Source organism: Dactylosporangium sp. NPDC051541 (genome assembly GCF_044454505.1).
In the GTDB taxonomy this organism is placed as follows: Bacteria; Actinomycetota; Actinomycetes; order Mycobacteriales; family Micromonosporaceae; genus Dactylosporangium.
In genome coordinates, this window is record NZ_JBITDU010000008.1 from 308,678 (window position 1) to 321,643 (window position 12,966).

Here is a 12,966-nt window from a genome sequence, read left to right on the forward strand (position 1 = left end):
ACGGCTAATCCACCGGAATGCTGAACGTGCTCAAGAAGTGCTGCTCGCCGCGGTTCCAGGCGTCGAGTGCGTGGTCGGCGAAGGTCTGCATCGTGTCGCAGACCTCGTCGATGGGATCGAGCAGAGCCAGAGCCTCGGGCGCTTCCTTGCCCGCCAACACCCTAGTGTGCAAACCGTTCCGAGACAGGCGCAGCAGTTCGCGGGCGACGTCCTGCACAAGGTAGGGGCCGATCATTGCACTGAGGCCCTTGACAGCCACGTCGACGCAGGCGCGGTCGATCTCGGCCGCGGACAGACCGGACAGCAGGTCGTTGGCCGTCTTGCGGGCGTCGGGGTCGTAGGCAAGGCCAGCCCATAACGCCGCTCCAGCACCGAAGGACGGCCAAGGCGGTGCATCGGCTAGGCGCGTCTCGAGCGTGTGCCGAACACGGACGTGCGGCCAGACCTGGCTGAGGTGCAGTGCCCAGTCCGCGGACGTCGGGGACGTGCCGTCGCCGAAACCGCGCTCGACCGCGTGCCGGAACGAGACGGGCGGCGCAGCGACGTGGTCGCCCGCAACGACTCGATAGATCATCGGTAGGCTGGCCGCCCAATCGATCAAGTCTTCAACCCCGGCCCCTGGGTCGAGGGCGAAACCAAGAACGCCGCACCGGCTCGGATCGAAGCAGCGCCAGTACTGCATGCGCCGAGAAAGGGCGCCCGTCTGCTGCCTAGCCGCGATGGGCGAGTTGACGAATAGCGCCGCGACGACCGGGGACGCCCGGACCAGCAGACGCAGCTTCGTCATCAGGTCGTCGGTGTCGGTGTAGTCGAGGGAGGTTTGAGCGGACAGGATCAGACCCATGACCTCATCGGCATGAGCACCGTCACGGCCCAGTCCGCGAAAATATTCACGCATGATCCGGACCCGCGGCTTCGGGTTCCAGGCTATGCCGGCGGCCGAAACGAACGGTGTGATGCCTCCGGTGAACAACACCAGTCCGTGACTGGCCCCTACACATGCTGCCATCTCAAGACGGCGGTGAGCATTCGAGACCGCTGCCGCAACAGTCGGAAACGGTGGCGACGAATACTCGAGTGCCCCGCCTGTTTCCAACGTGAACGCGCCGCCGTCCCCCAGGCCGACCCCGACAAGATTGGCGCCATCCAGCAAGGGCTCGCCGTCGAAGTGACGAACGATATCCACGAGGAACGCGAGAGCCTGCGGGTAGGAGGCATTGTTTCGGGAGCCGCTGTGGATGAGGCCGACCTCAACCTCGAGCCCGACCGCTTCGTCGCGGCCGGGCGGCGCCTCGAAGGCCTGCCGCAGGTCGGGGCCAGGCGCCCCGGTATTGCCGCTCACTCGCAGGCCCGTTCGCCGATCTGCACGCTACCCCAGTCTCCGGAACGAGAGAATCCTTTGCAATATGCGTATCCTGCTGGCAATGCTACGCCCACCATAGGATCGCTCGACGAAAGACCTGAAATCTCGTCCGGGGGAACCACTGCAACTATCCGCGGAAACGGGGAACCGGCCGTGACATCTGATCTAGAGGGCGTCCGGCGGCAACTCGTCGAAGGGGACGCCCGCGCGCCGGAGCTCAGAGAGCAACTGCGTCATTTCGTTCTTGATCGCCCCTTCTTTGACCAGGTCGATCCAGCTTCCGGTGGTCAGCACGGCACTGCCCTTCGGCGAAGGCAGGGGTATGAAGGTGAAGGCCTCAACGGACTTTCCCGCGAGCTCGATCGTCACCGTGATCGGCTCGTATGCGCGGCTCTCCAAGCGGGTCAGTCGCTCCTTCTCCCACCACGACATTTCGTAGGCGACACCGTCAAACCAATCGTCGCTGTTTTTGTCCTTACTTTTGACAATTGTGGCCCGATCGGCCGGCCGTTCGATCATCGCGTTGATATTCCGGCTCCAGCGCCGCAGAATGGCCACGCCCTTGCACTCCGCGCCGGGCGCGTCCTGCGCCATCTTGCGTGGCGCCATATGCACGCCCCAACCAAAGTAGATATATGTGCGAGACAGATCTCTGACGGCCTGCCGCGTGAGCGGCTGCGAGCGGCCCGCCTGTTCGACGAGCATCTGAAACAGATCCATGGTCGACCTTGCGTCGCGCACGATGAAGCCCATCATGGCGCGACCCACGGTCCCCAACCTCTCCTGCTCGCGGCTCTCGAAGAGTAGGCTGATGAACGGGTTGCGGCCCCGCGGGTCGACAACGGCGATGTCGCTATGCCCGGTGTACTCGAAGTCGGCGACCATCCGGAAGTTGGGGTAGTCCTTCAGAAGTCGCGCGTAGCCCTCGGCCCAACCGGATGCAACCATGCTGCCGACTTGGATCCGCACGACCTCGATCTTGTTTTTCAGCGCCTCTTCTTCCGCTTTCTGAAGGGCGTGATAAACCGCCGAGCTCTGTTCTCGGTGAAATCCGCGGCCGACGCGATAGACCTTCTCCTTGGCGTTACGAATGCCCGAGGCCAAGGCCTCATAGTATTCCCGTTCGGCGGCCTCGTCGGTCAGGTCAAAATATTGTGCTTGTTGTCCGGTCAGGTATGGCGTGGGCACGATTGGGGCCGGTAACGCCGGCAGTGGCTCCGCCTGCGCCACCGGTGGCGCGGCGATCGGCGCATGCTTGCGCTTTCGGAGATCAATCCGGCCACCCCAGCGGAGTGTCGCCACCGCCAGCCCGATTAATCCGATGATCGCTCCAATGCCTTGCCATGCTGCATCACCCAGGACATGTCTGATCCACGACACGTGCTTGCACCCTGCCCGTCGACGGCTAACCCAGCGCGATCGAATGATCATTCCCTTGGATGATGCCATGGTAGTCGATCGATTCCCGGAACGTCATCGCCATCCGGCTGATATGCCACCGATCCGCCTGCACATCGACCTCAACCGAGTGCGATTACAACGGTGAAACGCGGTGTTGTCGCGGCCGGCCGCCCGATCGGTATCTTCGGCGCGTGGAAAGAGACACTGATGTCGGCCGAGAGCTGACGGCACTTGGGCCGGCGGACGACGAGCTGCTCGCCCGGCAGGCGGCGCTGCAGGCCGACGGGGCGGCGCTGCTGGCGGAGTTCGATTTTGCGGTATTCGGGGCGGTACTGCTCGCCGGGAGTTACGTGTCGGGGTTGATGGTTCACCCCGAGGTCGACGTCATGGTGCACGCCGGGCCCGGGTTCGAGCCCGGGCGGGTGCTGGAGTGGGTCGTCGCGCGGCCGGGGGTGCTCGGGGTCGACTACCGCGACGAGCGCGGTCCGCGGTCGCCGACCGGCACGCTGCGCGACGAGCGGTATCACGTGGAGGTCACCGTCGACTTCCACGGCCGGGCGTGGCGGCTCGATCTCACGCTGTGGCTGCACGACCCGCACGCCAACGTCACCGAATGGCATGAACGGCTGCGGGACCGGCTCACCGGCGCACAGCGGCTGGCCATCCTGCGGGTCAAGGACTGGTGGCACGGGCGGCGGGGGTACCAGGGCCAGCTGGTCTACAGCGCCGTGCTCGACGGCGGTGTGCGGACCGTCGCGGAGTTCGCGGACTGGCTGGCAGCCCGCGAACCGGCGTAGAGGGGCGGTGGTCTAGGGTGCCGGAGGTGCAGCCCATCCGCACGGACCGCCTCGTGCTCCGGGAGCCCCGGCTCGGCGACGCCGGGGACGTGTTCGTGTTCCGGGGCGATCCGCAGGTGCAGCGGTACAACGACGAGCCGCTGCGGACCCTCGCCGAGACCGAGGCGTTCATCGAGTATCTGCTCGCCGAGGCGGGCGCGGACCTGCGGCGGCACTTCGCGCTCGAGGCCGGCGGCAGCGTCATCGGGCTGATGGGCCTGCACAGCTGGCAGCCCCGGCACCAGCAGGCCGAGCTCGGATACGACCTCGCCAAAGAGCATTGGGGGCGGGGGTACGCCGCTGAGGCCGGACGCGCGATCCTGCGCTTCGGGTTCACGGCCATGCGGTTGCATCGCATTCACGCACGGACGATCGCCGACAACGCACGTTCAGTACACCTGCTGCGGTCGCTTGGATTCACGCTCGAGGGAACGTTGCGCGAATGTTCGCTCGAGGACGACGGCCGGTTCCATGACAGTGCCGTCTTCGGGCTGCTGCGCTCGGAGTGGGCGACAGCGGGCTGACAGGGGTTTGTCAGCGCCGCCGACCAGACTGCCGCCCATGGATGTCACTCGCATGGATGTCACGCGCTCCGCGGACGGCACGGCGATCAGTTACAGCAGTGCCGGTGAGGGCCCGGGCCTCGTCGTCGTGCCGGGCAACAACCGGCGGGCGCACCACTACACCGAGTTCGTCAAAGCGCTGCCACGGTACCGCACGCACGTCCTCGACCGCCGCGGCCGCGGCGCCAGCGGGCCGCAGGGTGCCGCGTACTCGATCGACCGCGAGGCCGAGGACATCATCGCGGTGGCGGCGGCGACCGGCGCGGAACTGGTGTTCGGGCACAGCTACGGCGGCCTCGGCGCGCTGCACGCGGCGCTGCGGCGGCGTTTCGCGAGCATTGCCGTCTACGAGCCCGGCGTCAGCCTCGGCGGCGGGTTTCCGCTCGGCTGGCTGCCCGAGTTCAACCGGCGGCTGGCGGCCGGGCGGCACCGCGCGGCGATGGCGCTGTTCACCAAGCGCACCGGGCTGGTGCCGGTCCCCGCGTCGACGCCGATGGCGGTCCACTACGGCTTGGCGTACCTGCTGCTGCGCGGCGCCGACGGCGCGGAGACGCAGGCGATGATGCCGACGACCCCGGCCGAGCTCGGCGAGATCGCACGGCTGGACTCCGACGGCTCCCGCTACGCCGCGATCGACACGCCGACCCTGGTGCTGGCCGGGGCCAAGACCGTCCCGTACATCCTGGAGGCGATGCCCCGGCTGGCCGCCATCATCCCGGGGGCCAGGTACGAGGCCCTGGCCGGCGTCGACCACAACGCGCCCGACCTCAACGGGCCGGCGGTGGTCGCCCGGCACGTCGACGCGTTCTTCACCCGGTGATGGCGGCGGTCGCGGCCCACACCGCGCGGCGGCGCTCCGGGGTGATGGCCGGGGCTTCGATGACCCGCAGGCCGGCCCCGTAGAAACCGCTCGGTCGCTCGGTGGCCGCGGCCAGCCGGGCCGGGGTCTCGGCGGTGCGGGCGGGGTCGCGGCCGGCGACCCGCTGCGCGAGGGTGGCGATCGCCCGGACCGGCGCCGGGAACCCGGTCGCGCGGCGGAACACGTCGGTGCGGGTCAGCCCCGGGTCGACGCAGTACGTGTTGATGCCGTCCGGTGCGAGCCGCTCGGCCAGCTCGAGGGCGAGCACGTCGTTGGCGAACTGGGTGCGCCCGGACACCCAGAGTCCCCGCCGTGTGCTGTTGCTCAGGTGCAGATCGTCGAGGTCGAGCGTGTCGGGGTAGCGCCCGGCCGCCGCCACGAGCACGATCCGCGGCGCATCCGAGCGCCGCAGCAGCGGGCGGAGCCGGTCGATGAGCAGGAACCGGGACAGATAGTTGAGGACCAGGGTCCGCTCGAGCCCTTCGGCGGTCGGCACCGGCACCGCCGACAGGCACCCGGCACAGCAGATCACCGCGTCGAGCACGTCGGTCCGCGCCGCGACCTCGCCGGCCAGCCGGGCGGTGTCGGCGAGCAGCGCGAGGTCGGCCGGCAGGAATTCGGCATCCGGCAGCCGGGCCAGGACTTCGAGGCCGCGGCCCCGGTCCCGCCCGGTGAACAGGACCCGATCGTCGCTGGCCCCGATCCGCAGCGCCACGGCCCGCCCGATCCCGCCGGTGCCCCCGGTGACAAGCACAGTTCTCATACGCCCAACCCTGCGCCGCGGGCACCGCCCCCCGCCTCGGTGCCCACCACCGAGTTAAGCGGTGACAGCACCAGCGGTCGACCCCACACCGGCGGCCGGAAATCGGAATAGACTGCTGTCCATGGCTTCAGGGAACGAAAAGCTCGCCCGGAGTGCCGACCGGATCAAGGAGCGGTACCTGGCCGCGGTCAACCGGAACGACCTGGCCGAAGCGCTGCGGATCGGGGTCGACGACCTGCTGCCGGTCTCCGAGGAGCTGGCCGGCCGCGACGCGCAGTTCCTCAACCCGCTGGGCATCACCCTGCGCAACCTCTCGGCGATCAGCCATCACCTGCGACGCCCGATCGCCCAGTTCCACTTCGCCCAGCGCTCGCTGCATGTCGCGGTCGAGGTCGAGCCGGCCGGACACGCGCTGCATCCCGGTCTGGAGGACGTCGCCGGTGTCACCGCGACGATCGCGACCGAGATCGCCGGCACGGGTGTGTCCCGGGTCGGCCCCGCCGATCGGGAGTTGCTGTTCCCGGCGGCGGCCATGATCCCGCGGTCGATGGAGATCATGATGCGGCTCGACTCGAAGCCGTGGGCGGCGCAGCTGCGCCTCGCCGCGACCGAACTCCGCAAGGCGGCATGGGCGCACGACGCGAAGATGGTCGACTGCGAGTCGCAGGCGATCGTGTGGCTGGCCCGCATCTCCCGCGACATCGGCGAGCCGGCCTTCGCCGTCGAGGAGATCCGCCGGGCCCTGCTGCTGTGGATCGACCAGCTCGGTTCGACCAGCCGCTACTGGTCGAGCGAGCTGGAGCAGACGTGGACGGTCGCCGTCGACGTCCTCGACTCCCTCGGCCACCGCCGGGCCGCCGCCGAGCTGCGCGCCGCGATCGACCAGGCCGCCGGCCGGCACGGCCGCGCCGACCTCACGGGACTCGCGAACGCCCTGGACCTCCGCCACCGCTACGAGGCCGCCGCCAACGCCCTGCGGCGGCGTTGACGTCCGTTGCGGTCAACGGGTTGAGCGGATCAGCGCGGCCCGGGTGTCCGTGCCGGTCTTGCGGAGCAGGGCGGCGACGTGGGTGTCGACCGTACGGGGGGACAGGAACAGCCGGTCGGCGATCTCGCGGTTGGTCAGGCCCTCGCGCAACTGGTGCAGCACGTCCATCTCCCGGCTGGTGACGCCGGCCGCGCGTAAGGCCGGCGGGACGATCGCGTCGCCGCGGCCCTTGCGGGTGGCCGCACCGGCCCGGCGGAGCAACCCTCGCCCGATGCGGGCTGCGGCGTCGTCCCCGACCCGCTCGGCCTCGGCCAGGTCGGCCCGCAGTCCGGGCACCGGGTCGCCCCAGCCGTCGCGGACCGCGGCCTCCAGCACGAGCAGCCGCAGCAGCCGTCCCCACCAGCCGAAGCAGGCGAGCGCGGCGTTCCCGGCGGCGTAGTGACGCACCGGATCGCCGGCCGTCACCGCCGCCGCGAACTCCAGCGCGGCCCGGTTCACGCCCCGGGCCGCGGCCAGCGGCGGGATCGGACCGGCGGCTCGGCCGGTGATCGCGTTGGCCAGAACCCACAGGCCCCACGTGGGTACCGGTGCCGTCTCGGCCCGCCCCCGCAAGATCTCGATGCTCTGCTCGGCCGCGGCCGCGCACCGGGCGACGTCGTGCTGGAGCAGCGCGGTGACCGCGTCGACCAGGGCCGGCCCGGCCCGCACCTCCGGCGGGGCCAGGGGCCGCGCGGCGGCCTGCGCGGCGAGAGCCCGGGCGGCGGCCGGGTCGCCACCGCCGGCCCGGGCCAGGGCGGCGATGAGCTCGGCCACGGCCTGCAGCGCCGGCAGTTCGAGGGCCGCCGCGAGCCCGGCCGCCCGCTCGGCCGCGGCCAGCCCGGCGGCCGGGCCGTCGACGAGGAGCCGGGCCTCGGCCCGCAGCACGTCGACCCACAGCACATGCGCCAGCTGACCGCCGTCCAACGCGGTCCGGCGCGCCTCGGCGAGGGCGGGGCTGTCGCCGCCGTCGTTGAGTTCGATGGTGCCGAGGCCGATGAGGGCGGCGACGCGGGGGACGAGCAGGCCGTCGTGCCCGGCGCGGCGGGCCGCCGCGCGGTAGGTCGCGGCCGCCTGATCCGGTGCGGTTCGGGCTTCGCACCGGGCCTTGGTGATCAGCGCGGGCACGGTGTCCCCGGCCCGCTCGGCCAGGTGGGCGGCGCGGCCGAGGTCACCGGAGCCGAAGGCGGCGTCGGCCAGGATCGCCAGGACGGCCGGGTCGGCGGGGTCCGCGGCGCGGTCGGCGTACCGCTCGGCGTCGGACCAGCGGCGCAGGGCCAGACACGCCTCGGCCAGGCGCAGGCACAGCCGGGTGTGCTCGTCACCGGTGGTGCGCTCGAGCGCGGCCGCGCCCAGCTGCACCGCCTCCGCCGCCCGGCCGCGGGTGACGAGCAGCTCGACCCGCTCGGCCGGTCCGGGTTCGGCGGCGGCCTCGGCCAGCAGCCGCGCGGCCAGCCGTTCCCGCTCGGGGCCGCCCCGCCGGCGCAGGACCGCCGCGGCCGCCTCGAGGGCCTGACGAGACTCCACGGTGCAAGGGTAGCGGCAGGGGCCGCAACACATTGACTGACCTCACTGGCGCTCGGATCGTGACGGCTATGAGCATCCGGCTTCTGACCGCACTCACCAGCGCGGTGACCCTCGCGTCAGCGCTCGCCGTCGGGCTGACCGCCCAACCGGCGAACGCGGCCGTCGACACGACCCGCACCCCGGGCCTGGCCGACTACACCGTCACCCTCACCAGCGACAGCACCGGCGCCACCTGGACCGGACACGAGAGCGTCACGTTCACCAACACGTCACCGGCCGCGCTGCCCGAGGTGTACCTGCGGCTGTGGGACAACTACCACGGCACCTGCCCGTCGAACACGCCGATCACGGTGTCGAACGTGACCGGCGGTACCGCGAGCGCCCTCACCGTCGGCTGCACCGCCCTGAAGATCACGCTGCCGGCGCCGCTCGCCCAGAACGCCACCGCGACCGTCGGCTTCGACCTCGGCATCGTGGTCCCCGCGGGCGCCGACCGGTTCGGGCGCGACGGGGCGTACAGCATGATCGGCAACGCCCTGCCCGTCCTCGCCGTCCGGGACGGTACCGGCTGGCATCTGTCGCCCTACACCGACAACGGCGAGTCGTTCTACAGCCTGATCAGCGACTTCGACGTCACCCTCGACCACCCGAGCACCCTGCAGGTCCCCGCGACCGGCACGTCGAGCGACACGCCCGGCGCGACCGGCCGCACCGTGACCCGGGCCGTGGCCGCCAACGTCCGCGACTTCGCGTGGGCCGCGGGGCCGTTCACGAAGACGACGGGTGTCTCACCGGGTGGTTACCGCGTCAACGTGTACCGCACGAGCGCCATCAGCAGCGCGAACGCCCAGACGATGCTGAACACGGCGACAGCCGCGCTGGACGCGCACTCGCAGCGCTTCGGGGCCTACCCGTACGGCGAGGCGGACGTGGTGCTGGACAACAACTTCTGGTTCGGGGGCATGGAGTACCCGGGCTTCGTCCTCGACGTGGTGTCGTCGACGGCGCTCGCCCACGAGCTGGCCCACCAGTGGTTCTACGGGATCGTCGGCGACGACGAGTACACCACGCCGTGGCTCGACGAGGCCTTCACCGACTACGCCACCGACCTGTACTTCGGCAAGACCGGCACGAACTGCTGGAACTCGGTCAGCTGGCAGTCCACGAACGAACGCCTCACCAGCTCGATGGCCTACTGGGACGCCCATTCGAGCCGCTACTCGACGGTCATCTACGGGTACGGCAAGTGCGCGCTGCACGACCTGCGACGCCTGCTGGGCACCACGGCCATGAGCACGCTGCTGTTCAACTACGCCCAGTCGCACTGGTACGGCGTCTCCACCGTCCCCGACTTCAAAGCGGCGGCCCAGACAGCCGCGGGCTCGACCTCACTCACGTCGTTCTGGACCACCCACCGCATCGACGGCTGACCGGCTACAGTGCAACGCGGAGGTGTAAGGGCGGCTGGTGCCCCCCGCAGTCTTCAACACTGTCGTGGCCCGGTATCCGGGCCAGGCGGGTTCGATTCCCGTCCACCTCCGCCAAGCGACGTTCGACGGAGGACTCCGCCCGCAGCGGACTCAGCTGGCATGGTGCTGGTCCTAGCGGGGCGGCTTCACGGTGTGGCGGCCGTCCGGGAGGCGGTGGGTGGCACCCTGCCGGTGCAGGAACTCCAGCAGTGGTACGGCCACGCGGCGGGTCGTGCCCAGGGCTTGCCTTGCCTCGCTCAAGGTGAACGGCTGCGAGAGGGCAGTTAGGCGTTCGGCTGCGATGGTGGGCGCGTCGGGGAGGAGCACGATGCCGTCCGTGATTCGCAGGAGCAGGCCTGCCTTCGCGGCTGCCCCCAGTTCCTTCGGGCCCAGGCCCAGCTCGGCCAGGCGGGCGCTCTCGGGGGCGGCGAACGGGTTCTTGGCCAGGTCGGCGCGGACGGTCTCGACGGCTTGGGCCACCGGTGCCGGGAGGCCTCCACCGCCAGATACGGGTCCACTGTGGAGTCTTACCAGCAGCGATCGGTCCGGCAGGCCCAGGCGTTGGCGGAGCACCTCGGCGGGTGGGGTGGGAGCCAGCGGGTTCAGTTTGGCGTACTCGGCGACCTCGCGGGGTAGGCGGGCGCGTAGTTCGGCCTCGTACGCCGGGTCCAGCAGCCAGCCGGAGCCGGGGGTTGAGAAGCCCATTCGGGTCAGGTCGTCCGCGTGTATGAGGCGGCGGCGGCCCAGTTCGGCGGGGAGGTCGTGAGTCCCGTCCATTGTGGACAGCTCGGCGGCGCGGGCGGATGCCGCTCCCCGGCGACTCAGGGGCGGTGGTGTGACATCCAGGACTGTCACGCCGCCTGGGACTCGGTGGCGGCCCGGGTCGCGCAGCAGGGCTCGGTCGCCCAGGTGGAGCGGTAGAGGGCGGGCCAGGCGTAGACGGGCGGTGTCCACGCCCAGCGGGCGGACCCGGGCCGGGACGGCGGCGGAACCCATGTGCAGGACCACGGTGGACGGGAGGTCGGCCACCGGGTCGCCGTGCACGCGGACGTCGACCAGCGACGTGAAGACGAAGCGGGCGGGTGTGACAAGTGCGTCGCCGCGGGTGATGGAGGTCCGCTCCACGCCCCGCAGGTTGACCGCCACGCGCGCCACGGCCTCCACTGTGGACACCGGGTGGCCCAGGGAGTGGAGGGCTCGTACCCGTACCCCCGAAGCATGCAGCTCCAAAGGGGAATCGGCGGTCAGCTTCCCCGCGCCCAGGGTGCCGGTCACGACGGTGCCGCTGCCGCGGATCGTGAAGGCGCGGTCCACCCACAGCCGGACCGGCGCGTCGAGGTCGGGGGGCGGCAGCGCGGCGCCGAGACGGTCGAGGGCGGCCCGCAGCTCGTCCAGGCCGGCGCCGGTGGCCGCGCTGACCGCGACCGTCTCGACCTGGCCCAGCGACGTCTTCGCCAGGTGGGTCAGCGCCTCGGCCGTGGACCTCGCGGGGTCGGCCAGGTCGGCGCGGCTGACGACGAGGAGCGCGTGGCGGACCCCGAGAGCGTCCAGGGCGGCGAGGTGCTCGGCCGACTGCGGTTTCCAGCCCTCGTCGGCCGCGACGACCAGCATCGCGGCGGGGACCGGGCCGACGCCGGCGAGCATGTTGGGGACGAAGCGCTCGTGGCCGGGCACGTCGACGAACGCGACGGTGGTGCCGGACGGGAGGGTCGTCCAGGCGTACCCGAGGTCGATCGTCATCCCCCGGCGCCGCTCCTCGGCCCACCGGTCGGGCTCCATCCCGGTCAAGGCCCGCACCAGCGTCGACTTGCCGTGATCGACGTGCCCGGCCGTAGCGACAACAAACATCACACAACCCCGGCTACGAACATCGCAGAATCGCCGCCGCCACGGTCTTGTCCGCCGCTTCGGGGACGCAGCGCAGGTCGAGCAGCAGCCGGTCGCGTTCGACGCGGCCCACGACGGCCGGCTCCGAAAGGCGCAACGATTCCGCCAGTACCGCCGGCAGCGCCAACGCCACCGACGCCAGCTCGACCTCGGGCGCCCCGCCCCCGCCGACGACCGCGACGGTGTCGACGATCTCACCGCCCACTTGCCGCTGCAGGGCCGTGATCCGCCGCCTGAGCGTGTCCCGATCCGCCCGCAGCGCCCGCCACGTCGGCGTCTCCGGCCCGAGCAGCGTCGCGGCGAACGCGGCCAGGGTCAGCTTGTCGACCCGCAGCGCCCGGGCGAGGGGGTGCCGCCGCAGCGCCTCGACGAGGTCGGCCCGCCCGAGCAGCAGCCCGGCCTGCGGGCCGCCGAGCAGCTTGTCCCCGCTGGCCGTCACCAGGTCGGCTCCGGCCCGCAGTATCGTCGCCGCGTCCGGCTCCTCCGGCAGCAGCGGGTCGGGCCGCAGGAGCCCGGACCCGATGTCGACAACCAGCGGCGCATCAAGCCCGGCCAATTCCCCGACCGGGACCGCCGAAACAAACCCCCGCTGGTAGAAGTTCGACGGGTGCACTTTGAGGATGAACCCCGTCGAAGGCCCGATCGCGGCCGCGTAGTCGGCGAGCGACGTCCGGTTGGTGGTGCCGACCTCCCGCAGCCGCGCCCCCGTCGACACCAGCAGGTCCGGCAGCCGAAACCCGTCGCCGATCTCGACCAGCTCACCCCGGCTGACGACGATCTCCCGCCCGGCCGCGAGCCCGGTGGCCGCCAGCACGAGCGCCGCCGCGCCGTTGTTCAGCAGGTGTACTCCCTCAGCCTCCGGGACCGCCCCCGCCAACGCCGCCAGGGCATCCCGCCCCCGCCGCGCCCGCCGCCCGGTCGCCAGATCCAGCTCGACGTCGGTGTATCCGGCCGCGGCCACGATCGCGTCGACCGCCGCCGCCGACAACGCCGCCCGCCCGAGGTTGGTGTGCAGCACGACCCCGGTCGCGTTGAGCACCACCCGCGCCCGCTCGAACCGCCGCGCGACGGCCTCGACGACGTCCGCGCCCGCCAGCTCCCCCCGCCGCACCCGCTCCAGCTCCTCGCGCGCGAAGTGCCGGGCCCGGTCCCGCGGGAAGCCGGCCAGCCGCGGGTCGTCGAGCACCGTATCGGTCCGGGGCACCGCCCGCCGGGGATCTGCAGCCACCCCTCCACGCTAACGCGCGAGGGCCGCGGCGGGTCCCCTACCCCAC

The 12,966-nt window shown here is 71.4% G+C and carries 11 protein-coding genes and 1 tRNA gene; 6 read left to right on the top strand and 6 right to left on the bottom strand.

Annotated elements, in window-relative coordinates:
* Positions 1-4: 4 nt before the first annotated feature.
* Both ACIA8L_RS33185 and ACIA8L_RS33190 read right to left on the bottom strand, forming a co-directional pair.
* A complete protein-coding gene (locus ACIA8L_RS33185; RefSeq protein ID WP_395910597.1) occupies positions 5-1,342 on the bottom strand; it encodes a glutamate-cysteine ligase family protein in 1,338 nt (445 codons plus the stop codon).
* A gap of 186 nt (positions 1,343-1,528) precedes the next feature.
* Positions 1,529-2,743, bottom strand: coding sequence for a hypothetical protein (locus ACIA8L_RS33190; RefSeq protein WP_395910599.1), 1,215 nt, complete (start codon positions 2,741-2,743; stop codon positions 1,529-1,531).
* A 212-nt stretch (positions 2,744-2,955) separates the two neighbouring features.
* Here ACIA8L_RS33190 and ACIA8L_RS33195 point away from each other — a divergent pair, with 212 nt between their 5' ends.
* Genes ACIA8L_RS33195 through ACIA8L_RS33205 form a run of 3 tightly spaced genes read left to right on the top strand, consistent with a single transcriptional unit; the run spans position 2,956 to position 4,983 of the window.
* Positions 2,956-3,561 carry a hypothetical protein gene (locus ACIA8L_RS33195; protein ID WP_395910601.1) on the top strand — a complete coding sequence of 202 codons (606 nt, stop codon included), beginning with the start codon at positions 2,956-2,958 and terminating at the stop codon, positions 3,559-3,561.
* A gap of 26 nt (positions 3,562-3,587) precedes the next feature.
* Positions 3,588-4,124, top strand: coding sequence for a GNAT family N-acetyltransferase (locus tag ACIA8L_RS33200; protein WP_395910602.1), 537 nt, complete (start codon positions 3,588-3,590; stop codon positions 4,122-4,124).
* A 37-nt stretch (positions 4,125-4,161) separates the two neighbouring features.
* A complete protein-coding gene (locus ACIA8L_RS33205) occupies positions 4,162-4,983 on the top strand; it encodes an alpha/beta fold hydrolase (protein WP_395910604.1) in 822 nt (273 codons plus the stop codon).
* On the opposite strand, the gene ACIA8L_RS33210 is transcribed toward ACIA8L_RS33205, so the two are convergent.
* The gene (locus ACIA8L_RS33210) at positions 4,973-5,785 is read right to left on the bottom strand and encodes an SDR family NAD(P)-dependent oxidoreductase (RefSeq protein WP_395910606.1); all 813 of its coding nucleotides are present in this window, start codon (positions 5,783-5,785) and stop codon (positions 4,973-4,975) included. The two genes, ACIA8L_RS33205 and ACIA8L_RS33210, sit on opposite strands and share 11 nt — an antisense overlap.
* Positions 5,786-5,906: 121 nt before the next feature.
* On the opposite strand from ACIA8L_RS33210, the gene ACIA8L_RS33215 reads away from it, so the two are divergent.
* A complete protein-coding gene (locus ACIA8L_RS33215) occupies positions 5,907-6,773 on the top strand; it encodes a hypothetical protein (protein WP_395910608.1) in 867 nt (288 codons plus the stop codon).
* A 12-nt stretch (positions 6,774-6,785) separates the two neighbouring features.
* On the opposite strand, the gene ACIA8L_RS33220 is transcribed toward ACIA8L_RS33215, so the two are convergent.
* A complete protein-coding gene (locus ACIA8L_RS33220) occupies positions 6,786-8,336 on the bottom strand; it encodes a LuxR C-terminal-related transcriptional regulator (RefSeq protein WP_395910610.1) in 1,551 nt (516 codons plus the stop codon).
* A gap of 68 nt (positions 8,337-8,404) precedes the next feature.
* Here ACIA8L_RS33220 and ACIA8L_RS33225 point away from each other — a divergent pair, with 68 nt between their 5' ends.
* Complete coding sequence (locus ACIA8L_RS33225) at positions 8,405-9,766, top strand: M1 family metallopeptidase (RefSeq protein ID WP_395910612.1); 1,362 nt, start codon at positions 8,405-8,407, stop codon at positions 9,764-9,766.
* A gap of 18 nt (positions 9,767-9,784) precedes the next feature.
* Positions 9,785-9,880, top strand: a tRNA-Sec gene (locus ACIA8L_RS33230).
* Positions 9,881-9,937: 57 nt separating this feature from the next.
* Here the strand turns inward: ACIA8L_RS33230 and selB are convergent.
* Together selB and selA are read right to left on the bottom strand one after the other, a co-directional pair.
* Positions 9,938-11,653, bottom strand: coding sequence for a selenocysteine-specific translation elongation factor (gene selB / locus ACIA8L_RS33235; protein ID WP_395910613.1), 1,716 nt, complete (start codon positions 11,651-11,653; stop codon positions 9,938-9,940).
* Positions 11,654-11,666: 13 nt separating this feature from the next.
* On the bottom strand, positions 11,667-12,920 hold the full coding sequence (selA, locus tag ACIA8L_RS33240; RefSeq protein WP_395910615.1) for an L-seryl-tRNA(Sec) selenium transferase: 1,254 nt from the start codon (positions 12,918-12,920) through the stop codon (positions 11,667-11,669).
* Positions 12,921-12,966: the final 46 nt, after the last annotated feature.

Excerpts from the sequence above, each read along its gene's own strand:
- ACIA8L_RS33205 (WP_395910604.1), top strand. The coding sequence starts at position 4,162 with ATGGATGTCACTCGCATGGATGTCACGCGCTCCGCGGACGGCACGGCG.
- ACIA8L_RS33210 (WP_395910606.1), bottom strand. The coding sequence starts at position 5,785 with ATGAGAACTGTGCTTGTCACCGGGGGCACCGGCGGGATCGGGCGGGCC.
- ACIA8L_RS33215 (WP_395910608.1), top strand. The coding sequence starts at position 5,907 with ATGGCTTCAGGGAACGAAAAGCTCGCCCGGAGTGCCGACCGGATCAAG.
- ACIA8L_RS33225 (WP_395910612.1), top strand. The coding sequence starts at position 8,405 with ATGAGCATCCGGCTTCTGACCGCACTCACCAGCGCGGTGACCCTCGCG.
- selB (WP_395910613.1), bottom strand. The coding sequence starts at position 11,653 with ATGTTTGTTGTCGCTACGGCCGGGCACGTCGATCACGGCAAGTCGACG.